The organism is Bradyrhizobium sp. STM 3566 (assembly GCF_045571445.1).
Taxonomy (GTDB): Bacteria; Pseudomonadota; Alphaproteobacteria; order Rhizobiales; family Xanthobacteraceae; genus Bradyrhizobium; species Bradyrhizobium vignae.
In genome coordinates this window covers 3,670,579-3,695,978 of the sequence record NZ_CP120692.1, presented here as the reverse complement: position 1 = coordinate 3,695,978, position 25,400 = coordinate 3,670,579, and the positions used below count along the sequence as shown (strand labels likewise).

The following is a 25,400-nucleotide window of genomic DNA, read 5'->3' as shown; positions in this document are numbered from 1 at the left end:
CCGGACGGCGCCGACCTGGTCGGCGCCGTTGCCCTGTCTGAGCGCATGGCGCGCGCCGCAAGATGATCGGTCAAAGGGATTGTAGCCCGCGCGTCGAACAGAAACTTCGGCCTGCCCTGTTGCCTGCCCGCGCCATCCCGACCATATTGCCGCCATGACCAAAAAGCCCTTCCGCCTCACGCCCTACCAGGTGCAGTTCCTGATCGTCGTCGGCTTCGTCTCCGTCGGCTATGCGCTTTATCTGCGCTATCTCGCGATCGAGCTGTCGCAGGTCGCGCTTGCCTGCGACGCCGGCCTTCAGACGCTGATCTGCAAGGGGCGTTCGGTTGCGACCGTCCTGTTCAAGAATTCGGTGTTCGGGATCGTCGCGCTGGTGGTGGCGACGCTGAACCTGATGCGACCGTCGATCGTTCTGCTCACCGTCGGCGTCGTCGCCGCCGGTCTCGGCATCGTGCTCTACAATGTCGTGCTGTCGGGCCTGGCGATCGGCCTCTTCATTCTTGGATTTGCTCGGCCCGCGCCCGCCACAGCGTGAGAGCGAACAAGAGATAGATCGCGCAGGTCCACAGCGACTGCCAATTGTCACGGCCTTCGTTGACCAGCACATACGCGGCCGACAACGCCAGCACGCCCGCGAACGCGGCTTCCGCGATCGGACGCTGGCCGATCTGCGGCCGGTTCAGCATCAAAAGCGCGAACGGCACCACCGCCATCGTCAGCGAAGCGTAGGGAAAATCCTTGTAGCGCGGGTCGAACACGAAGCCGAGCGCGGTCGCTGCCGCGATCACCGCCGTCGCCGCGAGCGTGAGGCCGAGTACCGCGGTGAGCTTCGACCATTTCCGGCCCTCGCGCGGGCCGAGCAGATCGAGGAAGGTCGGAAGGCTGCGGCCGATCACCATCGCCTGCGCACAGAAGATCGGCGACAGGATGCCGGCAAGCAACAGCGCGCCCCAGAGCAGCCAGCCGCCGATCCCGTAGCTCTCGTAATACATCTTGTCCGCGCCGATCCCGAGCAGGATGCCGGCAGTCGTCGCCGAGATGCCGACGCCGAGCCAGGACGAGAAGCGTGGCGTCCACGGCCTCCGGCGCAGCGTGATCAGTGCGACGGCGAACACCAGCGCGGAAAGGCCCATGCCCGCGCCCATGTACCATTTCCAGTACGGGAAATTGCTGATCGGCTCTCCCGGCGGATATTTCAGGCTCCGGCGCACCGAGTCATACAGGCCCCAATAGCCGCCGACCGTGCCTTCCAGCCTGCGCTTCCACGGCTGGTCGTAGGATTCGATCAGATTGACGCGAAACTTCTGCGCCTTGGCAAGGCCCAGGATTTCCGAGACGACACGCGCCTGGTTGGTTCGCGACGGCAGCGCGCCGTCGCGCATGCGGCCCTCGCTCGGCCAGCCGGTTTCGCCGATCAGGATCTCCTTGCCGGGGAACGCCACCGCCATGCGCTCGCGGATCGCCTCGACATGGGCGGAGGCGAATTTCGCCCTCACGGGGAAATCCTCCCAATAAGGCAGGATGTGGATGGTGACGAAGTCGACGGCGTCGGAGACCTCGCGATTCCTCAGCCAGTATTCCCAGACGTCGGCATAGGTCACGGGCACGCTGACCTGCGTCTTCACCAGGCGGATGATCGAGACGAGATCCGCCGTCGTCATTTCACCGCGCAGCAGCACCTCGTTGCCGACGATGACCGCGGTGATGACGTCGGGGAATTGCTTGGTGAGGCGAATGGCGAGCCCGGCCTGTTCGAAATTCTTGGTGCGGTTGCTGGAGAGCCAGATGCCCTGGAGCACTTTCAACCCGCCGACTTTGGCGGCGATCGCCGGAACCTGATCGAGCCCGTTCTCCATCGAATAGGTGCGAACGCAGTCGGTGATTTGCTTGAGCTGGCGCAGGTCCTGCTCGATCTGGTCGGCTTCGATATGAGTCCATGCGTCCAGCGGCGACTGCTCGCCGCGGAACGGCGCGTAGGAGACGCATTGGACCTTGTCGGCGGGGTCGATCGGGGCGCGCGCGAGTGTGATCGGCGTGGCAAGCCACCACCACACGGCAGCGATCGCACCCAACGAAACGAGCAGAAGCGCCAGTGGCGTACGAAGAGAAATCGGTTCCGTCCTCCGCGAAGGGTCCGTCGATTACCTGCTCGCACGCCATCTGCCAAGGGGGTGGTCCAAATGCCGATCCACTCTGCGGATCCGCCCCTCCCCCAAAAAGGAATCTGGCTGCGGCCGTTCGACCGTGCTCTAGGATTGTGACTTTGCTGGACAAAATTCGAAATACAGGTCATGGACTCGCAAAGACTTTTCCGCCGCATTGGAGACCCATTTGGACGCCATCACCGGCGCGTCCGCGGGATCCTGATGCGGACGGCCAGCGGATACATTGGGGAATTCATGCGGCAACGGGTGTTCGAGTCACGAAATGCGGTCCTGCGGCAGTTCGCCGCCACCTTGGCCGTCTCCTCCCTTCTCCTTCTCGCCGGTCTTGGCGGCGTCTCCGCCCAGAGCGGCACACCGACCCCTGACCAGGGCAAGGCGGCTGCCCAGCCCGCCGACGCCGCCGCCAAGGATGCCGCCCAGAACCAGCGCCGCACCGACGAATTCGCCGAAGCGGCCCAGGTCATCAACGGCCCGGCCGGCAACCCCGAATGCGTCTGGCTCGGCCGGCGCGTGGTGCGGCTGATGTGGCGGGATGATCTCGACACCGCGTTTCGCCATCTCGACCTCTACGACCGTTTCGGCTGCCCGGGCGGCCACATCCAGGCCGCGTTCCGCTGCCTGACCCGATTCGGCGGGCAGATCGACCCCAAGGTCGCCGAAACGCTGGACAGCCGCGTGCACGCGTGCTGGATCAATCCGGCCGCCCAGCCGCAGCAGGCGGCGGCCACGGCCTCTCAGCCGGCGGCACCGGCAGCCGGCAATTCGCCGGCACCGCAGCCGGCCGCGAGCCCCTCGCCTGCAGCAAGTCCGACGCCGGCGCCGCAGAAATAGGCGAGGGTCGTTTCACCTGCCGTTCAGGAACGATCAGCCATAGACGCGGTTGGCACTGCCGCGCGTCGTTCGAAAAGACCATGCCCTCATAAGGACATGAGGCCATGACAGTTGTGAAACCGCGCGGCAGAGGTATGCTCCCTTTGCCGGGGACACGGTCGGATCTCGGGGTCGGATCCGCTTCCCTGCCACCTCAGCCCCTTTTGGTCTAGCCGCGATGCGCGTTGTCGCCGCCGTTCTGTTGCTTGTGTCCGCGCTTCACGCTGGTCTGTGGGGAGTCCTGCGCGACCAGAAACCCGCGCCCGACTTCAAGGGCCTCCTGCCCAGTGTGTCCTACGCACCGTTCGAAGGCTCGGCCCACCCCGACATCGACAACATTCCGACCGTCGAGAAAATCCGCGCCGACCTGAAGACGCTGTCGACCATGACGCGCGCGATCCGCCTGTATTCGTCCACGGGCGGCGTGGAACTGGTGCCGCCGATCGCCGCCGAGTTCGGCCTCAAGGTCACCGTCGGCGCCTGGATCGACAAGGACAAGGATCGCAACGAGCGCGAGATCAAGGCCGCCATCGAGCTCGCCCGCAAGAACAGCAACGTCGTCGGCGTCGTGGTCGGCAACGAGGTGATCTACCGCGGCGAGCAGAAGGTCGAAGACCTCATCGACATGATCAAGAAGGTGAAGGGCTCGGTCCGCGTGCCCGTCACCACCGGCGAGATCTGGAATATCTGGCGCGACAATCCGGACCTTGCCTCCAACGTCGATTTCATCGCCGCGCACGTTCTGCCCTACTGGGAAAACTTCCGTTCGGACCAGGCGGTCGACCAGGCCGTCGACCGCTACAACCTCCTGCGCAACCTTTTCCCGGGCAAGCGCATCGTGATCGCCGAGTTCGGCTGGCCGAGCCAGGGCTACAATTTGCGTAACGCCGATCCGGGCCCGTTCCAGCAGGCGCTGATCCTGCGCAACTTCGTCACCCGCGCCGAAGCCATCGGCATGGAATACAACATCGTCGAAGCCATCGATCAGCCCTGGAAGTTCTTCGAAGGCGGCGTCGGCCCCTACTGGGGCATCCTCAATGCCAGCCGCGAGCCGAAATTCGCCTGGACCGGCCCGGTGGAAAACCCCGACTATTGGAAGCTGATGGGCATCGCGCTGTTGGTCGGCGTCCTGCTGTCACTGCCGATCCTGCGGATCGAAAAAGCGACCGCGAAGCAGGCCTTCCTGCTCTCGGCGACCGCCAACGGCGTCGGTGCCTGGGCGGCGACCGTGTTCGCGTTCTGGAACAGCCATTACTTCATCTTCGGCTCGGCCTTCGCGCTGACGCTCGGCATGATCCTCCTTGTTCCCCTTGTTCTCATTGCGATGGCGCGCATCGACGAGATCGCGGCCGTCGCCTTCGGCCGGCCGCCGCAGCGGCTGCTCTCCAAGGGCAAGCCGGTCGAGAACGTGCCGGAGAATTACTATCCCAAAGTCTCGATCCACATCCCCGCTTATTTCGAGCCGGTCGACATGCTCAAGCAGACGCTGGATGCGCTGTCGCGGCTGAACTATCCGAACTACGAATGCGTGGTCATCATCAACAACACGCCGGATCCCGCCTTCTGGCAGCCGATCCAGGACCATTGCCGTGCGCTCGGTGAACGCTTCAAGTTCATCAACGCCGAGAAGGTGCAGGGTTTCAAGGCCGGCGCGCTGCGCATTGCGATGGATCGGACCGCGGCGGATGCCGAGATCATCGGCATCCTCGATGCCGACTATGTCGTCGAGCCCGACTGGCTGAACGACCTCGTGCCGGCATTCGCCGATCCGCGCGTCGGCCTCGTGCAGGCGCCGCAGGAGCATCGCGACGGCGATCTGTCGATCATGCACTACATCATGAACGGCGAATATGCCGGCTTCTTCGACATCGGCATGGTCCAGCGCAACGAGGCCAACGCCATCATCGTGCACGGCACCATGTGCCTGATCCGCCGCGCCGCGATGGACATGGCCGGCGGCTGGTCGTCGGACACGATCTGCGAGGATTCCGATCTCGGCCTTGCGATCCAGGAGCTCGGCTGGACCACCCACTACACCAACACCCGCTACGGGGCGGGCCTGTTGCCCGACACCTACGAGGCCTTCAAGAAGCAGCGGCACCGCTGGGCCTATGGCGGCCTCCAGATCGTCAAGAAGCACTGGCGCCGTTTCCTGCCCGGTTCGAGTCGGCTGACGCCCGACCAGAAGCGAGAATATGGCTTGGGCTGGCTCAACTGGCTGGGCGCCGAAAGCCTCGGCGTCGTCGTGGCGCTGCTCAACCTCGTCTGGGTGCCGATCGTCGCCTTTGCCGACATCGCCATCCCCGACAAGATCCTGACGCTGCCGATCATCGGCGCCTTCATCGTCTCGCTGGCCCACTTCCTGTCGATGTACCGCGCCCGCGTCGCGATCAAGCCCGGCCAGATGCTGGGCGCCATGATCGCGGCGATGAGCGTGCAGTGGACGGTGTCGCGCGCGGTGGCGCAGGGCCTGATCACCGAGCACATCGCCTTCGCCCGTACCTCCAAAGGCGGCCTGTCCAGGATGTCGATCGAGTTCCAGGCGTTCTGGGAGGCCGTGATCGGCACCCTGCTGGTGGTCGGTGCCGGCGTGCTGATCGCCTCCAACAGCTTCCGCCAGATCACCGAGATCTACATCTTCGCCGGCGTGCTGGTGCTGCAAAGCCTGCCGTTCCTCGCCGCGGTCGCGATCGCCATCCTCGAGCTCAGCCGGATCAACTCGTTCCAGTTCTGGCGCGACAGCGCCATCCGCACTGCCGAGCTGATCGGCCTACGCCCGGTCGCCCTGCCGACCCCCGTCGGCACGCCACAACCCGTGCCGAGCGAGGTGCGGCGGGAGCCGACGTGACGGGCGGCTTGTCCATCCTCGCTGTTCGGCGTGGATGACGGCCCGCCAATCAGGTTGAGAATCCCGGCTTAAGCCAACGATTCCGCGAGCAAATCTTCGTCCCTGCCAAGACTTTCGGCAACCACGCCCGCTATTGACCTCAGCGTCCCATCCCCCTACACAGCCCGGACCGAAAGCATGATCCGGAAACGGCCGGTTTTCCCCGCGACGCAAACTTGAAGCGCAGCGGCAAGACATGCTTCTCGAATGTCCGAACACGATGGCGATCTCGTCAAAGCCATCAGCGGCCATGGGAGCGCGTAGCTCAGCCGGTAGAGCACGTGACTTTTAATCACGGGGTCCTGGGTTCGAGCCCCAGCGCGCTCACCAAGCCGGATCAATGAGTTAGTTTAGATCGCAAGCCCACTGAAAAAGCTCTATGTGGGCACCGTGTTGGCAAATCGATTACGCGCGTGCGCAGCGCTCCGAGATATATGCCACTCAGCTCGGCAGTCCTGCCCGTAGCTTCCTTGCACTCGGCATTACGCCTCACCATAGGAACGTCTCCCTTCGGGATGCTTTCCGGAAATGGGACGAGCCGGAGCTGGCGAAGTTGGAGGTGCGGCCATGAAGCGGCACGCCATGAGCAAGCATTTCGGTAATGGCGCCGGCCACGTACTGCGCCAGCACAACAGTGCCGTGCTGCTGTTCAGCTGGCGCGGCAAGCCCGACGGATCGGCCAGCTATGTCGAGCACATCAACCGCTACGTCCGCAATGGCGTGGAATATCCCAGCCTTGCCGCCCTGCTCCGCGCCGTCGAGGCCGAACACGCTTACAAAGAAAACTGATATGCAGCTGTCCCGCAGAACGTCCCTACGCTCTTCTTCATTGGCTCAGATCAAACCCACGATGATCAGAACGCCGATCTCAATCAGTAGGAGCGCACCCGTTGCTGCGGAGATGAGACACAAATCACCTAGTGACAGGTGCATGATTTGCCTCACACTTTGCCCTAGAAGCGGCCTTACATCCTTGGCTGCAAGCAGGGCGGGATAATGGGGCCGCTTCTAGGAGGTCCTTGACGCGTTCGTCCGGCGCCAAGTGATTCTCATTCTAATCCAAATTTAAATCACGTCCAGTATTTAATTTATTTAATTTGGCTTATTGTCTTAATGCTTAATCGAGCCGCATCCGGACGATGCAGGCTGCTGATCCTGCGTGGAGCATCGTGATCGGCCATACCGTCGGCAGAAGCACTGGAACGACGGACCGGATTGCGAGCGATGGGCGCGGAGCCGCCCTGCGCACGACAACACCGCCGGATATGGCGACCACACGGCGGCGCTATTCCGTTTCGTCGCTCTGTGAATGCGCTGCCAGTGCTTTCCGCGCCTGCTGTTCGATGACCCTCACCGCCGCGTCGACGACCTGCTCGTGGGCCTCGTCGAGAGATTTGTCCCTCATCCAAGCATACACGTAGACCGCCAAAGCATCCTGCAGTGTCATCGCAGGCTCCTCTCTCGAACAGCGTCGTATGACCGTTCGGAATGATCCTGCTTTACGCACACCAAGGCAATCAGATGGAGCCTTTAAGTCGAGGTTAAGATTGATAGCAGCAATGCAATTCAAATGTTCGTCTCCGGTGGCGCTGCAAAGCGTTGCGCGAAGGCAGAACGATGTTCTCAGCAGTGGTACGGGTTGAGCTCTTGCTCGTGCAGCCTCAACGGCAAAAGGTTACACGTCAGGCCGTCGCAACCATCGTGCTTCTTGGAAATTTGTCATCGGTGGCTGTCTTGTCGTACCGACGCCTGCATCCCAACTCACCATTGCAGGTCACATGTGCGGAGAAAGGGAAACCATGCGTGTATTGTCGGTGGCACTCCTCGCGGCGGCTTCGCTCACCCAGGCCAATGCAGAGGTGAAGATGAAGGACCCCAGTCCTTCGTGCAGCTATACGATAGCGAGCGGGGAAACGTACCAGGTGCCCGCGGGCCAGACTCTTTGCTGGCGCGTCCCCCCGCCTTCCTACAGGACGTACACGCTCCTGCGTTGCGATCCGCCATTTCAGGAACTCAATCGGGTGCAACTGGGCGATGGTCGCTGCAACAAGTACGAAGAACGGCAATAGACGGCGGCCGGATGCGCATCCTCGGTGGCGGCTCGCGTCGAGCGAGGCGAAGGAGACCGTTCGCGCGGGCCTAGCTTAGCGCGGATATCTTCTGAGTGCTTCGCTTGTCTCGCCTTCAGCTCTCCGGAGCCGCGCTCGCAGCCGGCACACTTCCCAGTTGAGTCTTTCGGCCACGCTCGAACGCCGACGAAATTGCCTACTCTTGACCGGACGTCATTGTCCGACGTTCGGCGGCCGCGCCAAGCGCTTCTTTGGCCGATCGGGATTTGCCGATGACGATTTGGACTTCGCACTCCTGCGAATTGCTGCGGCCGGTTTGCCGTCGAGCCTTTGCCGCTCTTGCATTTGCTCGGCCGCGATCACGCGGGAGCGCAAATCTTCAAGCTCGGAACGACCGAAAGCCAGCTCGTCCCCACGCTGCTTTAGGACAGCGGTGCGATCACAAGTGCCCATTGACGCCCCCCAAGGCCCGACCGACCGGGAAAACCATGCAAGCGAGAAAACGCGCTGGCGAGGGTACAGTTCCTGCTTGGAAGTGCTGTCCAGGGGTCGCAGCGGCCTGCGCTGCAAAACGGCTCACCGACCCCAATGTCGCGAACGCTTAGAGGGCCAGCTTTACGGGATACGATCGATGGGTCGGGCTATCGCCAATGACGGCCCCGACCGTGGGGGCATTTGGGGTGTGGAGGCCGGGGCCGCTGGAGGTGCTTGGGCCTTTGGGAAAGGCCAAAGCCTCGAAAGACTAGGAAAAATCGGCAATCGCTTCTGTTCGCTTTCGGACATTGGTTGTACAGTTCCGCTTGCGGGGGACGGAGCCAGTTACCGATGAAGGATTATCTGGCCCAGCTTGAGAACTTCGGAACGATGCCGCTGAATGCGCCCTGATCCGCGATTTGGCAACAGATCCCGCCAAGCGCGAAGTGTTCGACCGGCTTGCGTGCCACCTCACGGTCCTGGCTGACCATGTTGAAATGGCGATGCTTGAGCGGAAGACCGGGACTGCCCCGTCGGCCTAAAAGCGTGCCGCCGCTAATCCAGCGGGCCAGGTGAGCGCGGACGCCAGCTGATTTCGTGTCTCCAGCTTTCGGAGCCGCAGATGCGGCTCAAATATAAGCACAGGAACGTTTCGACCCGCGGTGAGTCCTACAGGCGCAATCCATCCCGTATTCCTCGTGGATCGAATGATGGAAAAAGCACTCGCCTATGCCATCTCGGCGGCCCTCGTCGGCTTCGGTCTCCTGATCTTTTTCGCCGGCTTATCCTCCAGCTCGCCAGCCTTATGGACAATCGTCGCGCTGGTCCCGATCACGATCGGGATCGTGAGCGCCTTTGGTCCTGTGTGAACGGATGTGGAAATCAGGCCTTTAGGTCAGCGCGTCTGTATTTTCCGAATCGGCAACTCGTGTTCGCTCTCTCGTAGTTTCAAACTGCGGGTGATGCGCGTGAGCCATTTCGTCTCGATGCTTCTGCTTGCGACAGCCCTGGTCTTGACCTTGTGCTTCGGAGTGGCAGCCTGGCGCCTCTCAGCGGACAAAGAGGCCGACATCACCGCCGCGATTTCACATCAGGACTACGGCTGGAGGTTAAGGCCCAACAATTGACGCTCTTGATTAGGGTGACATTGCAGCGCGGCCGCGATCCGATCGGTTTTCCTGCCAATCCTCAACCCCCTTCGTCGCAAAAGAGCGGCAGATTCCGATAGAGCACCGTAGTCCCCCCGAGATGAACTGCCCGCAGCATCCGCGTAGTGTGCCCTACCCCCTGGGCACTTTGGCGATGATCGGTACAGCGCAAGACGGGCCGCCCGTTCTGATCTGCTGCAAGTGCAGACGGCCGATGACGTTCCTGGCCACGCTTCCCGCCATCCTCGATCTGCCCGCGGTACACGCCTTCCAGTGCCGCCCCTGTCTGCGCGTCGACAGCATTCCGCTGGGGTAGGCGTCGTGGAGCAGCGTGGTCCTCCCGGACAGTCCCCGTGGAGCGCGCCTTGCGGACGCATTTGTACTTGCAAGCTTGCAACGCCACCGCGCGGACACTGGCGTTCAGTAGGTGGGTCAGTATTCTTCTAAGCCCGCCAGAACGTCGATCAGCAATCCGAGATGAAACGGATCGATAGTTATCGCGAGGCGCTATGAAGCGGTTCGTCGCTGACGAAGATGTCGCTTTCGCATTCACGCATGCGATTCAGACGGCAGCAATTTTGTGTTCTGGATCGGAGACAACGAGTCGATCTTGGGGAGATGCGGTTCAAGAGCACACTCTGCCGCGCCCTGCTCGCGCCTCAAAATGCTTGCCGGAGCGAGACAGCCGCCGCTTGGGCAGGATAGTCTCCACATCGTCATGGCCGGGCTTGTCCCGGTCATCCGCGCCTTGCCATGCAGCACAAGAACGTGGATGGCCAGGCCTTCGCCTCGCCGAAACGGCTTCGGCCGCGCAGGCGCGACGAGCCCGGGCATCACGACTTCCGATGAAGGTTCAAATGCGATTAGCCTGCCTCACTGGTGGAGAGGCAGCCGAGCCCGCGCCTCAGCTCTCCGGAGCTGACGTCGCAGCCGGCACACTCAGCGGGGCTCCGCCGACCGAAATGGGCCCTACGGGCTTGGACTCCCGAGCCAAGCGCTTCCGCATTGCCGCGGACAATCCATAGCGGGCATTCGCTCGTCGAATGGAGGACGTGACGTCCGACATCATTGCGTTTTGCAGCGAGTCGACCTTCGCGATCAGCGTGGACAGCTGCGAAGATATCTTCTTCACATCGACCCGCTCGTCCGTGATGCTCTGTCGCAGGGACAGCAGCACCATCGAATCCTGCTGCATCAGAGCTGCATTTTGCTGCAAGGCCTGATTGTTCTCCTGCAGCGATGCCGTGTGTTGCTGCTGGGCCGACTGGATCTCCTTCAAGGCGGCGACAACCGGATCCGGCTTCGGCGCGGGCGCTTCGCGGCGTGGAAGCAGCTCAGCCAGGCTGCTGACATTCAGCGGCGGCAAATCGGGCGGCAACGTATAGATGGCCGCGGCGCCGTTGATGGCCAGGGCACATACCGAGAGTGCCAAGACCGATTTCCGCCTGTAGCGCTTGATCGGTGCTGGAGCCTCCAGGGCCGGGGGCTCGTGCGCTGCTGCGGCGGCAGCAAGTGCTACCGCGTCGAGTTCTTCGGCGAAGCTTTGCGTTTCGAAGGTCGTGGTCACGTGCATTGACCCCAGTGAGCGAGCAACAGGAAGCCGCCCCTGGAACGTCCTCGCGACGAGTCCTTGTACGCAGCACCCAACTCCAACTGCCTAAAATTGTGAGCATTTCGGATTAATTTCACGTTAGCGACGCTGCTGGCCGACGGCTCAGCGACCCCGGCCGATTACGGGGTCGATGCGATGCAGGGACGAAGACAGCCGGGAAGCTACCCTGATGGGTGCAGTCGCCCCGGCCTGCGCACGCCTCGAAACGGATTTTCCGAAGCTGGCAGAATACCCCTGTTTTGCCCGACGGTGCAATTGCTGTGTGCTGGAACTCCGGGGCCAGAGAATGCGGCATGCGCCGTTGGGCCCATCCTGATCACAGACCGACAGCTGTGTCGGCCCGGTGCAGCGATCGCGACCACCTTTTGCGCGATGCAGAAGACATTATGGCAGAAGCACTTAGCTACTGTGCATGGGGTTGTTCTCGCATTTTTGATGCGTCCTACCCCTCATCCAGCAGCTCGAACAACTCCTCCACACGCTCCAACCACGCCTCCCGCATCGGGCTGTGGTTGAGCGCGACGATCCATTGCCGATCCTTTGCCCTTCGCTCGCAGACTATAGACCTGGCTTTATCGGGCTCGAACCGCGTCTGGGCGACACATTCGTTCGTCGCTCGACCTGCGCTTTGGCATCCAGCACCTTGTCTCCAGCTCGTGCGGCTCGCCGGTGACTGATCTGATCCGAAAGACTCGAGCCTCTCCCCGACAGACCGTGTGAACCAGCACCGGTGTTTCCTTGAGCCTGTGTCGCCGGCCGGAATCTGTCTTGGGAGGACGTTGAGCCAGTGGCCAGTTGATCCTCATTGCTCGTGCCGCTCCCAATGGCGCCGATGGGCAGGCCATTTTGGGCGTGACCAGCCCCGGCATTTCTCGCGGCCTGGGCTGCCGCCCGCGACCTCGCGGGCGTGGCGGGCTGAACGTTCGGATTGGCCGGTTCGCTGTTGGTGCCCGGATTTCCGCCGGTGCCGGTATCTTTCGTCCCCATCCCCGGGGGCGCTGAGGGAGCCGCATTGCCTGCACTCGTCCCCATTCCAGAAGGTGCCGACCCGCCAGCGGTATTCGGCCCCGTTCCCATGCCCGCCCCTGCGGACCCGGCATTTGCGCCGCCTGCTTGCGCCAGGACCAACAAACATGAGCTTGCGATAATCGCGACAATGACCGGAGGAATGGCATGGGACATCGGACAATCTCCTGCGCCAAGCCCCCATTAACTATAACGGTGGAACAGGGTTCCCGCCACGAATTGGCAATTGAAAAGGCCCGGCCGGTGAGCGACCTCGGATGCGCGATCCGCGCTGGCGATGACGTCAGGCTGCTGTCGAAGGAGGACGCCAAGGCGCGGGCGCCCTCACCCCTCATCCAGCAGCTCGAACAACTCCTCCACCCGCTCGAATGGCGCATCGCGCATCGGGCTGTGATGAACGACGCGATCGCCGTCGCGTTGCAGTGACTTGCCCCGCGACTTCCGCAAGCGCCCCGGCAGGAACGTTGCAGCCGCGGCCTCAGGCCCGACATCGAGCCGGATGATGCCGCGTCGCTTGCACTCGATCCTGAGCTTCGCCGCAGCGAAGAAGTCGCGCGCGATCTTCGGCAAAGGTCCGAAGCGGCGGGAGGTTTCCTCCTCGAGATCGTCGAGATCATCCTCGCTGCTGCATCGTGCGGCGCGCGCATAGAGCTCGAGCCGCACGGGCTCGGACTGCACGTAGCTCTCGGGGAGCATGTCCCCGACCGGCAGGTTCAGGTCGGGCACCCACACCGCGGCGCGCTCCTCATCGGCCTTCTCCGAAGCCATTTTCAGGAGGTGGCTGTAGAGCACGGGCCCGAACACCTGGACATGGCCCGATTGCTGCTCCGAGAACAGGTCGCCTGCGCCCCTGAGATCGAGGTCGCGCTCGCTGATGGCAAAGCCGGCGCCCGGCCGGCTGAACTCCTCGAGCACGGCGAGCCGCTTCTCGGACTGTCCGGACTCCGTCTCGGTCAAGAGATGGGCGAAGGCGCGGATGCCGCCGCGGCCGACGCGTCCGCGCAGCTGGTGCAGCTGGGCAAGGCCGAACTTTTCCGGCCAGCACACCACGATGGTGTTGGCGCGGGGAATGTCGAGGCCGCTCTCGACGATGTTGGTCGCGAGCAGGACGTCGGCATCGCCTTCGACGAAGCTCATCATGCGATCGTCGATCTCGTCGGCGGGCAGTTTGCCGTGCAGACAGACGATGCGCAGGTCAGGCGCCACCGCTCGCACCCGCGCCAGCATGGGATCGAGATCCTGGATGCGCGGACAGATCAAAAAGCTCTGGCCGTGGCGGCGTTGCTCGCGCAGCAGCGCGGAGGCAATGGCCGCATCCGACAGCGGCGCGATCCGGGTTGCGACCGGAAGCCGGTGCACTGGCGGCGAAGCGATCACGCTGAGATCGCGGAAGCCGGCAAGGCCGGCGGCCAGCGTCCGCGGGATCGGCGTCGCGCTCATCATCAGCACATGGACGTTCTTGGCGAGGCCGGCGAGCTTTGCTTTCTCCGCCGCGCCAAAATGCTGCTCCTCGTCGATGATGACGAGACCGAGATCGTCGAACTTCACGTCCTTCCCCGTAAGCGCCTGGGTGCCGATCACGACCTTGATCCGGCCGCGGCGCAGTCCCTCCTTGGTCTCCCGCAGCTCCGCGCCCGAGGTCGCACGCGACAGGTTGCCCACCTCGATGCTGAACGGCGCGAAGCGCTTCTGGAACGTCGCGACATGCTGCCGTGCCAACACCGTCGTCGGCACCGCGATCGCCACCTGCTTGCCCGACAGCACCACCGCGGCCGCGGCCCGCAGCGCGACCTCGGTCTTGCCAAAACCGACGTCGCCGCAGATCACCCGGTCCATCGGATGACCGGATGCAAGATCGTCCAGCACGTCGTTGATCGCCTTGGCCTGGTCGATCGTCGTGAAGTAAGGGAAGCGCGCGACGAACTTCTCGTAGGTCGATCCCGGCGGCACCAGCTTTTCGCCGCGCCGCCGGCGGCGTTGGCTGATGTGCTTGGCGAGCACCTTGCCGGCGATCTGGATCTCGCGCTCGGCTTCGGTACGACGCGCCCACCATGTGCTGCCGTCCGCCTTGTCGAGCGCCAGCTTGCCGAGCTCGGTCGCGTAAGGCCACATCAAGGCGAGATCGGGCGGCGGCACCAGAACCGCGTTTTCGCCCGCGAACTTCAGGCGGATCATCTCGCGCATGGCGCCGCCGCCGGTGTTGACGGTCTGCAAGCCGTCGAGCACGGCAAGGCCGCGCTGGAGATGGACGACCACCGTACCCTGCTCGGGCACGTCGGCATGGTCGAAGGCCGCGCTCCAGGCGCGCGCCATCGGTTGCGGATGATGGGCGCGGCTGCCGAGCACGTCGGACGCCGTCACCACGACCACAGGCTTCTTTCCTGGCAAGACGAAGCCTGCATCGAGATCGGCCAGCAGCGCCGTCTCGCCGTTCCGCCCGCGCGTCGCCTCGTCCCAGTCCTCGCAGCGCGGCGTCTTGATGCCGCTCATCCGCTCCATCACGCGCAGATCGTCCTCGTGCGCGGCGATGAGGATCAGTCGCGCTCCGGCCCGGCGTGTCTCCTCGACGAAGGCCCGCAGCGCCTTCCTGGAGGACGTCAGCTTCGAAAATTCCGGAACGGGCTGGAACGACGCCGTCCGCGGCAGCATCTTCATGCCCTTGGAGAGCCGTTTCCAATCGCTCCGCCCGAGATATTCGCGCTGGCGCTCGCTGCGCGGCGCGGCCTCCTCGATCGTGTCGAGCCATCCGTCGGCGTGCGAGGGGACGCTTGCATCGGCGATCCATTTGGCACCCGCGCAATAATCGAACAGGCTCGCGCGCTTGCCGCCTTTGCCGGCAAGGCCGAGCCGCTCCGACATGGGATCGACGAGCAGCTCCCTGGTCTCGAAGATGATCCTGTGCTCATGCGGGTCGAACGCCACGATCCGTCTGATCGCATGCTGCGAATGCTCGATCCGGAACGGCCCCAGTGCGCCCGCGGGAAATATCTCGAAGGTCTGACCGTGGAACAGCGCTCCGCCTGGATAATCCGGTTCGTCGTCGAGATCGTATCCCAGAGCCGCGAGGCGAGTCTCGAGGTCCCGCTCGGAGAACGTGCCGCCCACCTTCAAGCTCAGGCTCAGGCGCGACAGGCTCGCCGGCGGCGGCAGGCGCTCCATCACCGCTTCCGCGGTCGACACCAGAAACAGGGGTTTCTTGGATCTTGCGAGGCGCCTCAGCACGGAAGCTCTGCGCCCCGCGAGCTCGTGCGACGGCTCCAGCTGATCGAACGGCAGCGTGTTCAATCGCGGAAACACCAGCACCTCGCAGGACGGGTCGAGCGCGTGAATCACGCTGCCCAGCCGCTCCGCCCTGTTCTCGCTCTCGGCGAGAAAGACGATGCCACTGCGTCCAGACTGCTTCCATTGTGCAAGCAGATGAAGGGCCATCATGCCGAGGGGCGACGAAGATGAGATCGTGGCGCGCTGCGATCCTTTGCCCTTCTTTGGCGCCTTCTTGGCCACCCCTGCCTTTTTGGAAAGCCTCACTTGAACCCGCTTCTGGTCTTGAACCGTCGCAAACTGAATGCGAGCCGCCTTCATCTCGAATCGGCAGCTCGCCGCCATGCATATGGGATTTGCCCCGCGAACGCATCCCTCGCAGGCAACGTCCGGGGACGCCATCGCGATCCCGGCAGTAGCCGGCACGAAAAAGCCCCAGCGCTTGGAGCCACGCTGGGGCGTTCGTTTAAAATGAAGCGGTTAAGCAATGACGTCTCCATAGCAGAGGTTTCGCCGCGCGCTTGTGAACTGGTTCACACGCGTACGCCAAACGACCTCAGTGCGAAGGCCTGAGGTCGCCAACCTTTATGGGGAAGGTTTTCTCGCGGCCCGGGGGCTTTTGGGGTTGGGGATGGGCCGGGAGCCAAGAATCTACGCGCGACGCGCAGAGTCGTTCCAAGCGGTCCGGCAGAAAGTCCACCGGCGCGACCTATCGGGAACGGGGTACCTCACGCTTTCCGGTTTGGGCTTGCGCAAGCGGCACGCTAGGATACCTCGTTTGACGGAGGCTCATTTGAAACCATTCATTTTCATCGGCGCCATCGCGCTGCTTGCGACGGCTCCCGCCCATGCACAAACGCTGGTCGATCCCAACAAGGTTGCTCCCGAATATCGCGAGGCAGCCGAGAAGCGCCGGGCCGAGCAGTTGCGCCAGCGTGAATGCGCGCTGAAGGCGGACCTCGAGAAGATACTGCCCAGGGATCGCACCGCCTTCCTCAACCATTGCCTGGACGCGATGGTGGCCAGGCAATAGCGGCTGGCTGACTGTTCCAACCGGTCTTCTGCCGTTGGCCGCGCGCGTTCTGCCGGCGTCCGGCCGCAAATGCATTCAAGCTTTCTTCAGATATTTCGGATCAGTTGACGATCCATTTTCAAAGTCATTGTTGTCCGCGCATGAGTTCGGTCCAGATTCAGTGCACGCGGTGCAAGAACGTGTTTCGCGATCGCGCCGGGCGGTTGCAGGACGGCTATTCCAGGCAATGTCCGAGTTGCGAAGTGGTGCTGTTCTTCGCCGAGGACTCCCAACATCCCTTCATCCAGCGGGCGATGCGCGATGCGCGCAAGGTCCGCAAGGAGATGCGGGAGGCCGAGGCTGTCAGGCTCGCGGCTCTGGAGCCGCTCGCGACGCGGTCGAGGTCATTCGCTGGGCGGACGCGATCGGCGGAACGCGAGGATTAGCTCAGCTCCGCCGTCGCTTCCTCGGGAACAGGCGATCGCGGATGTAGCGCGAGGTCGGCGTCAGGCGGATGCCGCGGGGCTTCTGCCAGGCGGCGCGATCGATCTCCTTCTTGTCTCCGATCGCCAGCCTGCCCTTCGCAGACTTGGTGAGGAAGATCGCGTCGCTCATCTTGCGGCCGGAGCGCTTGTTCCTCGCCTTGACTTCCTTCCAAAGGCTGATCCTGCCGAGCTTCAGTTTGGGCAATTCCTCCTTGATCTCCCGCCGCAAGCAGTCTTTCTCCGACTCGCGCGCACGCTTGCGGCCGCCCGGGAACATCCACCGGCCGTCCGACCGGCGTCTGACCAACAATACCTTGCCGCGCCTGACGGCAACCAGCTTGGAAGACTTCGCCATTGCTGCCGTCATCGAAAACTAGAATCGAGCCAATCGTAACTTGTCTAGTGGAACAGACAAGTTCGCGGCACACCTTGATCACAGGACGCCAGCCATCGGGGGCCTGGCGTGGCACGGCCGGCAGACCGCGCCGTTCGGGGGCGAGATCAGCCCTTGCCCGCCTCCGCCCGGTCCTCGGTCCTGATCCAGGCCATCATCATTTCCCAGGCCACCGACAGGACGATCGGGCCGATGAACAGGCCGACGATGCCGTGGGCGAGCGTGCCGCCGATCACGCCAACGAAAATCACGATGGTCGGGGTGGTCAGGCCGCGTCCCATGACCAGCGGCTTCAACATGGTGTCGATGAAGCCGACGATGACGAGAAACACGGTGAGGAGCAGCGCCGTGGTGACGTCCTTGGCGGTCCAGATCCAGATGATCACCGGCAGCAGCACGAGGAAAGCACCGATCTGTACGATCGAGAGCAACAGCACGATGAAGGCGAGAAGGCCCGCGCTCGGCACAGAGGCGAGCTTGAAGCCAATGCCGGCGAGCAGCGCCTGCACGATCGCGACGCCGATCACGCCCTGCGCCACGGCGCGGATGGTCGCGCCCGCAAGCGATAGGAAATGCTCGCTCTGCTCCGGCACGATGCGAAACAGGAAGCTGCGGCCGGCGGCGACCAGCCGCGGCCCATGCGGAAACAGGAAGCCGGCCACGAACACGGAGACGAGAAACTGAAGCGTGCCCACGCCGGCATCGCCCGCGAGCGAGAGCAGCGGGCCTGCCAGCGGCTGGAGATACGGCGCCACCTCGCGCACGACCGCCCGAACGTTGTTGTAAGCTTGGTCCCAGAGATCGTAGAGCCAGGGGCCGACGAGCGGCCACGCCTTGAGCTGCTCCGGCGCCGACTGGAGCACGAGGTCGCCGGTGCCGAGCTGGTGCGCCAGCTCGCGCACGCCGTCCACCGCGCTGATGCCGAGCCAGGTCGCCGGACCAATGACGATGCCGAGCGTAATCAGGGTCAGGATCGCCGCTGCGGTCTTGGGCCGGCCGCCGAGGATCTTGGCAACCCAGCTGAACGCCGGATAGAACGCGACCGCCAGCACGCCGCTCCAGGCCAGGATCGGTACGAACGGGCGGATGATCAGGAAGGTCCAGATGATCAGCAGGGCGAGCAGGCCGAGCCGGATCACGAGCTGGATGACGTCCTCTCCCGTCAGGAGCTGACGGAGGTTTTTCACGGGCACAGCTTTCCTTGCGGCATGAACGCAACTTCCGGCGCTTGCGAGGCCCTGCCGTTATGCCAGCAACGCATCCTGCGTCAAGGCGACTGGAACTGCCCATGCTCCCGATTGGGAACAGATCGGGCCATTCCGCATTCCGAGACGATGACGCGCCCTCCCGAAGAGCCTCTTGCACGCGCAGGGACGCACCGCGGCATCCGTTACTCTCTGAGGCCAAACGCCGCGCCCGGCTTTTGGCGCTATACCTATGCGATCAGGGACAAGGTCCGCTCGGGGCGAGTGCAAGGCAGGCTGTCGCTGCTCGCCATCAGACGGGTGCAGATGCTCATCGACCGGGACATTCGAAGCGCTCGAGGCGGCTGATATGGATGGGCGGCGGATGGCCTCCCCTCCAACCCGGGCTTGGCTAATGCCCATTAACCGGATTTCCCCGCGCCAGTTTACGCTGCTGCAAACGCTGCTGACTACTGTGGATCGAGACCACCGAAACACATTCTGGGCAATGGCCAACAGCATCTGGACGATCGAACAGTTCACCTGTGCGGGTTGCGGCATGAACTACACCGCGACCAGAGAGGAGCACAGCGAGGCCCACACCGGCAGCTTCAAATGCGGCATCTGTAGCGGCGTGGTGCACGCCTGGTCCGGCAAGCATCATTTCTTCGGCTGGCAAGCCGTGAAGACGAGGCCGCCTGTGTTCGGGAGGCGCTGGGCGGGCGTCGAGTGGTAAGCCGTCCACGGCGTTCGCAGGATCGGCCGAATTGCACCGGCGCCGTTTGGACTCCGTTCACCGATCGCCGCTAAAGCATGATCCGGAAAAGTGCGAAGCGGTTTTCCGGAAAGATCATGCGTAAACAACAAGCTAAAGCGCGATGACGATTCATCCAAATCTCATTGCGCTTTAGATCAGGATGGATCCTCCGCGTCGAACCCATGGCCGATCTCAACGCCGTCCTGACCAGGCTCAACGACCGTCTGCTCCGCCTCGAGGGCGAGCTGTTCGTGCTGCGCTCGCTGGCGCGAGCGACGCTGACGGCGGGCGACGACCATGCGGCACGCATGCGCAAGCTGGTCGAGGCCGCAAAGGTCGCGCTCGACGACGAGGCCAAGCGCCCTCTCGACAGGCCGACCCGCAAATATGTCGATGCGGCAACCGCACTGGTGGAGGAGCTGCTGGTCGAGCCGACTCCGGCGCGACCGCTGTTCACGGTGATTGACGGCGGCCGGCGCGACTGAGCGATAGACGCTCGACTCCTCCAAATCGCAGGGACAAAGCCTCAGGATGGTGTCCCACGGAACGACCCGACGATTGAGACACTGCCGCCCCCAACCATGCATGAACCGGGCGCGGACCAAGACCATGCATCGGCCTCAGATCCCCCGCAACGACGCAGACCTCTAGATTGCCGTGGAATTCTCCGCGTTGAGCCGGCTGAGCCCTGCCTCGATGATCGCGATCTCCTCGTCGATCTTGCCGATCGGCAGGCTGAAATCATAGCCGGACCGGCTCTTCAGATCGACCGCGAGCCGCTGCCTGTGCATCATCAGCTCATCGAGTCCACGGCGGTTCTTCAGACGCACATAGGCGTCCACGATCTGCTCGATTGCACTCGGCATGAGATCCATCCCGGCGAAAAGGCGCGGCGGCGCGCCCACGCCGGCGGACGTCTTCGTGTCGCGGTACGCAATACAAATCCGCGACAGATTCGTCGATACACGAAGCTGGTTGAGATCGTGTTACCGCCCGATGATTTCGCGATGCATGGGCGCAAAGGCCGCCGGCGATCAGCTGAGCGATCGACTGCGCAATCCCAGAGTTCGTCGCAGCCAGCGCCCAGCGCATTGTTGATAACCCACGCAAATGCCGCGCGGGTGGTGACAGGGCATACGAACGTGTTATCGGGAGGATGACGCAGTTGCGAGACGGATCGGACACATATGCGCATTACCCTCGTCGGCTCCCGCCATTTCGGCGTGACCACCCTCAACATGTTGCGGGAGCACAGCGTCGCGGTCGTCCGGGTCGTCGTGGCCGATGCCGAAGATCGCCTCGCCGCGACTGCCAGGGCTGCCGGCATCGAGGTCGTGGTCCAGGCCAATCCGAAACTGGTGGTGGCGTCCGAGATTGCCCCGGATACCGATCTGATCATCACGGCGCACAGCCACGCCCGAATCGGCAAGGACGCGCTCGCCTCCGCCAAGTTCGGCGGGATCGGCTATCACCCCTCACTGCTGCCACGCCATCGCGGCAAGGCCGCGGTGGAATGGACCATCAAGGAAGGCGACCCGATCGCCGGCGGGACCATCTACCATCTCGCCGACCGCATGGACGCAGGCGCGATCGCCGCCCAGGACTGGTGCTTCGTCAAGAAAGGCGAGACCGCACGGGAGCTTTGGGAGCGTGCGCTGGCGCCCCTCGGGCTCAAGCTGCTCGCCGATGTGATCGACTACATCAAGGTGCACAAGGCGCTGCCCGCCAAAGTTCAGGACGAGCAGTTCGCGACCTCCGCGCCAAGCCTTTCCTGACCGAAGCCTTTCCTGAGTCGCCCTTACGTTTACTCTTAACGTGAAGCGACCTTGATTCCACTTCGGAAATTGGCACCAAGAGCGCAAATAAACCATTGTTCCCACAGGAACAATTTTGCCTTTGGCATTGCAACAAATTTCGGTCACATTTCGCCCGAATAAGCGTCAGCATATCGGACACATTCGAGGACGAATTCATGCGTTTTGGTCGCATTGCGGTGTTTTGTGCCGCCTCAGTTTTCGCCGGCACCCTCGCTGCCCCCGCCTTTGCCCAGAACCCCTATGATGGCAACTGGCAGGTCACCATCGTGACCAAGAGCGGTTCGTGCGAACCGACCGCTAGCTCCATGCTGACGGTTGCCGATGGCAAGATCACCGCACCCGGCGCTAACGTTTCCGGCACCATCGGCAGCGGGGGACTTGTGAAAGTTTCGATCAATGGTGCATATGCCAACGGTCAACTCAACGGCAACGCCGGATCGGGGAAGTGGAATGGAGCATCTGCAGGCATACCGTGCAGCGGGCGGTGGGAAGCATCGCGCCAATAAGCCAACTGAGTCTCGCGCTGGAAGCCGGCGGCTGCTGATCGCGGCCGCCGTTTTGTTTGCAGCGGGCATCGCCCACACCGAAAGCAAAGCTCAGTCAGGCCCGTTTGCGCCGATGGCAGGCACCTGGAGCGGCGGCGGTACTGTCGTCCTCGACGACGGCTCGACCGAGCGAATCCGCTGCCGGGCCAAGTACGCCCCGATCGGCCCGACCATGGAGATGTCGCTGACCTGTGCCAGCGACGCATACAAGTTTCACCTCTCCGCCAATGTCCGTGCCGAAGGCAGCGCCGTCACCGGCAGCTGGGCCGAAGCCAGCCGCAACATCTCCGGCTCGCTCGAGGGCCGCGGTGGTGGCGGAAACTTCGAGGTGGTCGCCTCGGCCGCCGGCTTCAACGCCAACATCGCGCTGAGAACGAGCGGCAACAAGCAGACCGTCACGATGCGCGCCGACAGCCAATTCCGCGGCGCCAACATCGCGATGACGCGCTGAGCCAGATCACGTTCAAGACCATCGACCCGGCGACCTCGCCGGGTTTTTTTTATGCATTCGGCACGAACGCCGTGACCTCGATCTCGACCTTGGCCCGCTCATCCACGAGACCGCCAATACAAAGCAGCGTCGAGGGCGGGAAATTGCGTCCGAGCGTTTCCTTCCATGCTGCGCCAATGCCAGCAGCGGCCGCTTCATATTCGCTGCGGCTGGTCAGGTACCAGGTCAGACGGACGATGTGCTCGGGGCCCGCGCCGGCCTCGCCCAAGAGCTTGATGATCCGCTTCAGCGCAGTCGCGACCTGCGCGGCCATGTCGGGCGCGTAGTTGCCGGCCTCGTCGCCACCGGTTTGGCCGGCCAGAACCACCCACCGGCCCGGCCCCTCAACCACGACGCCATGGGAAAAGCCACGGGGTTTCTTCCATTCGGCCGGCTGCAAGATATGCATGAGCGAGATCTCCCGATTTTTCTCGTTGTTCGCTGATGCATTAACACGCCGACCTGCATTGCTGCATCCGCAGATTTGGCCGTTGCAAACGGCAGCGACGTCGCCGATACCAGCCGTCCCTTCGGAATTTCACCCTTCCGCATCCGCCAGCAATGAGCACGACACCGTCCAAAACGATGGCTGCACTGTGGATGGCGGGCTGGCTGTCGCTGATGCTGATCATGGCGGTGGCTGGGCGCGAGACCACGCGCGAGCTGAATGTCTTTCAGATCATGGAAGTGAGGTCGCTGGTCGGCTTCCTGTTGCTCTCGCCGATCATCTACCGCGTCGGCGGCTTGAAGGTGCTCAAGACATCGCGCCTGCCACAGCATGTCGGGCGCAATTTGGTGCACTACGTCGCCCAGCTCGGCTGGTTCTTCGCGCTGACGCTGATCCCGATCGGCCAGGTGGTGGCGATCGAGTTCACCATGCCGATCTGGACGGCCCTCCTCGCGGCAAGCTTCCTGTCCGAGCGAATGACGCCATGGAAGATCACCGCCATCGTGCTCGGCCTCGTCGGGGTGATCATGATCGTGCGGCCGGCTACTGGCGAGATCAATCCGGGCCAGCTCATCGCGCTCGGGGCCGCCATGGGATTTGGCGTCTCGATGGCCCTGGTCAAATCGCTGACCCGCACCGAAAGCGCGCTCTCGATCCTGTCCTGGATGCTGGTGGTGCAATCGGTCGCAGGCTTCGTTCCGACGCTGTTCGTCTGGACGTGGCCATCGGTCTATGTCTGGGCCTGGGTCGGCGTGATCGCCATCTGCGGCACATTCTCGCACTACTGCCTCGCCAGCGCGATGCGCTACGCCGACGCGACGATCGTGGTTCCCATGGACTTCCTGCGGGTCCCACTGACCGCAACCGCCGGCTGGTTGCTGTATTCCGAGCGGCTCGACGCCTGGACCGTACTCGGTGCGGCGCTGATCCTTTTCGGCAATCTCCTGAATTTAAAGCCCGCTTCGCCGGTTCCCGCTCGCGCGCAGTGAACCTCGCGCCACCTCGCGCGACAAAACGAAGTGGCCGTGTGATTTGGGTCACGTTGGAGTGTCCCTCCATCGTGCACATTCGGCCACACAGCAGCGGGTTGGTGCAACGGACTGCCGTTTTGGTGGCGCGAAGTCGGGCACTTCGTGTAGCTTCGTTGCCGATTTGTTGCTGCCTGCAATTCGATTCTGGGGATTTCAGAATGCGCTATCTCACCCTCCTCGCTTCGCTGATGTGCATGGCCCTGTCGGTCAGTGCCGCCAAGGCTGACCGCCGCGTCGCCTTCGTGGTCGGCAACGGCTCGTACAAGAACGTCGCGCAATTGCCGAACCCGCCAATCGATGCCAAGGCGATGGCGGCGACGCTGCGCAATGTCGGCTTCGAGGTGATCGAAGGCTCCAACCTCAGCCGCGACCAGATGACGGAGAAGCTGCTCGATTTCGGCCGCAAGGCGCAGGGCTCCGACATCGCGCTGTTCTATTATGCCGGGCACGGCATCGCCGTCAGCGGCACCAACTATCTCCTGCCTGTCGATGCCGACATCAAATCGGAGATGGACGTCAAGCTGGGGGCCGCCATCAACATCGACCTGACGCTCGAGCAGACCATGGGCGATGCCAAGGTCAAGCTCGTCTTCCTCGATGCCTGCCGCGACAATCCATTCGCCGCCAAGATCAAGTCGAACTCGGCGACCCGCAGCGTCAACGTCCAGAGCGGTTTGGCCGAGATGAAGTCCGGCGAAGGCACGCTGATCGCGTTCGCGACCGGCCCGGGCCAGACCGCGCTCGACGGCCAGGAGGGCAACAACAGCCCGTTCACCCGTGCACTGATCGACAACATCACCAAGCCCGGCGTCGAGATCCAGCAGGCGATGACGGCGGTGCGCGCCCAGGTCAATGAAGAGACCCGCAAGAGCCAGCTGCCCTGGGGCCACACCAACCTGACCGGCTCGGTCTATCTCAACCAAGCCCCGACGACCCAGGTCGCCAACGCGGCCCCGACCGCTTCCGCGGTCGTGCCGGCGGCGGCCGGGAGCTCGGACGGTGTCGAGCTCGAATATTGGCGCTCGGTGAAGGAGTCCAACAAGCCGGAGGAGCTCAACGCCTATCTCTCCGCCTATCCGAACGGTCAGTTCAAGGCGCTGGCGCTGGCACGGCTCGCGGCGATCAAGAGCGGACCCTCGACCGCGACCCGTACGCTCAACGCCGGCGTCGATCCTGCGACCTTCACCGACGAGGCCACCCAGCTCACCGAGGACCAGATCGGCCTCGACAAGGCCCAGCGCCGCGACGTGCAGCGCCGCCTCACCGGCCTCGGCTTCGACACCAAGCAGACCGGCGTGTTCAGCGACGAGACCCGTGCGGTCATCAAGCGCTGGCAGGCAGCGCGCGGCTATCCATCGTCCGGCTACCTCAACAAGCACCAGCACAAGGCCCTGCTCTCGGAGGTCGTGGCCGCTCCGCCCGTTGCGAGCGACAACGGCCAGAAGGCGGCCCGGCGCGCCAGCGCTCCGCCTCCCAGCAGCGCGCCGGCGCCGGCCCCTCAACGCAGCAGCCCCGGCGATGCTGCCGGTGCCGCCTTCGTCGGCGGTGTCGTCGGCGGCATGATGGGCGGCATGTTCCGCCGCTGAAACGAAGCCAAATTGACAACACAAAAGCCCGACTCGCGCCGGGCTTTTCGTTGGCACGACGGCGTCGCAGCATGCTCCGTCATTGCGAGGAGCCCTTGCGACGAAGCAATCCAGGCTGTCAACCGTGGAAAGATTCTGG

The 25,400-nt window shown here is 63.4% G+C and carries 23 protein-coding genes and 1 tRNA gene; 15 read left to right on the top strand and 9 right to left on the bottom strand.

The window, feature by feature from the left end:
- Nucleotides 1–154 precede the first annotated feature (154 nt).
- Nucleotides 155–535, top strand: coding sequence for a hypothetical protein (locus P6U27_RS17755; protein ID WP_122403200.1), 381 nt, complete (start codon nt 155–157; stop codon nt 533–535).
- Here P6U27_RS17755 and P6U27_RS17750 read toward each other — a convergent pair.
- A complete protein-coding gene (locus P6U27_RS17750; RefSeq protein ID WP_122403199.1) occupies nt 495–2,054 on the bottom strand; it encodes a beta-(1-6) glucans synthase in 1,560 nt (519 codons plus the stop codon). The genes P6U27_RS17755 and P6U27_RS17750 overlap by 41 nt on opposite strands.
- A gap of 345 nt (nt 2,055–2,399) precedes the next feature.
- Here P6U27_RS17750 and P6U27_RS17745 point away from each other — a divergent pair, with 345 nt between their 5' ends.
- The 4 genes from P6U27_RS17745 (at nt 2,400) to P6U27_RS17730 (ending at nt 6,711) form a co-directional block, all read left to right on the top strand.
- Nucleotides 2,400–2,996: a beta-1-3, beta-1-6-glucan biosynthesis protein gene (locus P6U27_RS17745; protein WP_122406664.1), complete on the top strand. Its 597-nt coding sequence runs from the start codon at nt 2,400–2,402 to the stop codon at nt 2,994–2,996.
- 217 nt (nt 2,997–3,213) lie between these two features.
- Nucleotides 3,214–5,883: a glycosyltransferase gene (locus P6U27_RS17740; protein ID WP_122403198.1), complete on the top strand. Its 2,670-nt coding sequence runs from the start codon at nt 3,214–3,216 to the stop codon at nt 5,881–5,883.
- A gap of 293 nt (nt 5,884–6,176) precedes the next feature.
- Nucleotides 6,177–6,252, top strand: a tRNA-Lys gene (locus tag P6U27_RS17735).
- A gap of 237 nt (nt 6,253–6,489) precedes the next feature.
- The gene (locus tag P6U27_RS17730; protein WP_122403197.1) at nt 6,490–6,711 is read left to right on the top strand and encodes a hypothetical protein; all 222 of its coding nucleotides are present in this window, start codon (nt 6,490–6,492) and stop codon (nt 6,709–6,711) included.
- Between the two features lie 496 nt (nt 6,712–7,207).
- Here the strand turns inward: P6U27_RS17730 and P6U27_RS17725 are convergent, their stop codons facing one another.
- Nucleotides 7,208–7,369 (bottom strand): hypothetical protein, encoded by a 162-nt coding sequence (locus P6U27_RS17725; RefSeq protein ID WP_160118827.1) that lies wholly within the window; start codon nt 7,367–7,369, stop codon nt 7,208–7,210.
- Nucleotides 7,370–9,175: 1,806 nt separating this feature from the next.
- On the opposite strand from P6U27_RS17725, the gene P6U27_RS17720 reads away from it, so the two are divergent.
- Nucleotides 9,176–9,334 carry a hypothetical protein gene (locus P6U27_RS17720; RefSeq protein WP_164936882.1) on the top strand — a complete coding sequence of 53 codons (159 nt, stop codon included), beginning with the start codon at nt 9,176–9,178 and terminating at the stop codon, nt 9,332–9,334.
- Between the two features lie 828 nt (nt 9,335–10,162).
- On the opposite strand, the gene P6U27_RS17715 is transcribed toward P6U27_RS17720, so the two are convergent.
- The 3 genes from P6U27_RS17715 to P6U27_RS17705 form a co-directional block, all read right to left on the bottom strand.
- Entirely contained in the window at nt 10,163–10,447 is a 285-nt protein-coding gene (locus P6U27_RS17715; protein WP_162500035.1) for a hypothetical protein, read from the bottom strand.
- A 70-nt stretch (nt 10,448–10,517) separates the two neighbouring features.
- A complete protein-coding gene (locus tag P6U27_RS17710) occupies nt 10,518–11,186 on the bottom strand; it encodes a hypothetical protein (RefSeq protein ID WP_162500271.1) in 669 nt (222 codons plus the stop codon).
- 1,389 nt (nt 11,187–12,575) lie between these two features.
- Nucleotides 12,576–15,683, bottom strand: coding sequence for a DEAD/DEAH box helicase (locus P6U27_RS17705; RefSeq protein ID WP_162500597.1), 3,108 nt, complete (start codon nt 15,681–15,683; stop codon nt 12,576–12,578).
- 622 nt (nt 15,684–16,305) lie between these two features.
- On the opposite strand from P6U27_RS17705, the gene P6U27_RS17700 reads away from it, so the two are divergent.
- Complete coding sequence (locus P6U27_RS17700; RefSeq protein WP_122403191.1) at nt 16,306–16,545, top strand: hypothetical protein; 240 nt, start codon at nt 16,306–16,308, stop codon at nt 16,543–16,545.
- A gap of 179 nt (nt 16,546–16,724) precedes the next feature.
- Nucleotides 16,725–16,970 (top strand): hypothetical protein, encoded by a 246-nt coding sequence (locus P6U27_RS17695; RefSeq protein WP_312016216.1) that lies wholly within the window; start codon nt 16,725–16,727, stop codon nt 16,968–16,970.
- A 1-nt stretch (nt 16,971) separates the two neighbouring features.
- On the opposite strand, the gene P6U27_RS17690 is transcribed toward P6U27_RS17695, so the two are convergent.
- Nucleotides 16,972–17,364, bottom strand: a complete 393-nt coding sequence (locus P6U27_RS17690) for an NUDIX hydrolase (RefSeq protein ID WP_122403189.1) — start codon at nt 17,362–17,364, stop codon at nt 16,972–16,974.
- 146 nt (nt 17,365–17,510) lie between these two features.
- Nucleotides 17,511–18,590: an AI-2E family transporter gene (locus P6U27_RS17685; RefSeq protein WP_376707313.1), complete on the bottom strand. Its 1,080-nt coding sequence runs from the start codon at nt 18,588–18,590 to the stop codon at nt 17,511–17,513.
- 505 nt (nt 18,591–19,095) lie between these two features.
- Between P6U27_RS17685 and P6U27_RS17680 the strand changes: the two genes are divergently transcribed.
- Nucleotides 19,096–19,323 (top strand): hypothetical protein, encoded by a 228-nt coding sequence (locus P6U27_RS17680; protein ID WP_122403186.1) that lies wholly within the window; start codon nt 19,096–19,098, stop codon nt 19,321–19,323.
- Nucleotides 19,324–19,526: 203 nt separating this feature from the next.
- The gene (locus P6U27_RS17675; RefSeq protein WP_122403185.1) at nt 19,527–19,829 is read left to right on the top strand and encodes a hypothetical protein; all 303 of its coding nucleotides are present in this window, start codon (nt 19,527–19,529) and stop codon (nt 19,827–19,829) included.
- Between the two features lie 162 nt (nt 19,830–19,991).
- Here P6U27_RS17675 and P6U27_RS17670 read toward each other — a convergent pair whose 3' ends face one another.
- Entirely contained in the window at nt 19,992–20,210 is a 219-nt protein-coding gene (locus tag P6U27_RS17670; protein WP_122406663.1) for a hypothetical protein, read from the bottom strand.
- Between the two features lie 321 nt (nt 20,211–20,531).
- Here P6U27_RS17670 and P6U27_RS17665 point away from each other — a divergent pair, with 321 nt between their 5' ends.
- The 3 genes from P6U27_RS17665 to P6U27_RS17655 all read left to right on the top strand — a co-directional run bounded on the left by P6U27_RS17665 (nt 20,532) and on the right by P6U27_RS17655 (nt 22,157).
- Nucleotides 20,532–21,119, top strand: coding sequence for a formyltransferase family protein (locus P6U27_RS17665; protein WP_122403184.1), 588 nt, complete (start codon nt 20,532–20,534; stop codon nt 21,117–21,119).
- A 197-nt stretch (nt 21,120–21,316) separates the two neighbouring features.
- On the top strand, nt 21,317–21,667 hold the full coding sequence (locus P6U27_RS17660; RefSeq protein WP_122406662.1) for a hypothetical protein: 351 nt from the start codon (nt 21,317–21,319) through the stop codon (nt 21,665–21,667).
- Nucleotides 21,612–22,157, top strand: coding sequence for a hypothetical protein (locus P6U27_RS17655; RefSeq protein WP_162500270.1), 546 nt, complete (start codon nt 21,612–21,614; stop codon nt 22,155–22,157). Before P6U27_RS17660 ends, P6U27_RS17655 begins: the two co-directional genes overlap by 56 nt.
- Nucleotides 22,158–22,206: 49 nt before the next feature.
- Here the strand turns inward: P6U27_RS17655 and P6U27_RS17650 are convergent, their stop codons facing one another.
- Nucleotides 22,207–22,605 (bottom strand): RidA family protein, encoded by a 399-nt coding sequence (locus tag P6U27_RS17650; RefSeq protein WP_122403182.1) that lies wholly within the window; start codon nt 22,603–22,605, stop codon nt 22,207–22,209.
- A gap of 152 nt (nt 22,606–22,757) precedes the next feature.
- Here P6U27_RS17650 and P6U27_RS17645 point away from each other — a divergent pair, with 152 nt between their 5' ends.
- Nucleotides 22,758–23,633, top strand: a complete 876-nt coding sequence (locus tag P6U27_RS17645) for a DMT family transporter (RefSeq protein ID WP_122403181.1) — start codon at nt 22,758–22,760, stop codon at nt 23,631–23,633.
- 200 nt (nt 23,634–23,833) lie between these two features.
- Nucleotides 23,834–25,261 (top strand): caspase family protein, encoded by a 1,428-nt coding sequence (locus tag P6U27_RS17640; RefSeq protein ID WP_129143471.1) that lies wholly within the window; start codon nt 23,834–23,836, stop codon nt 25,259–25,261.
- Nucleotides 25,262–25,400: the final 139 nt, after the last annotated feature.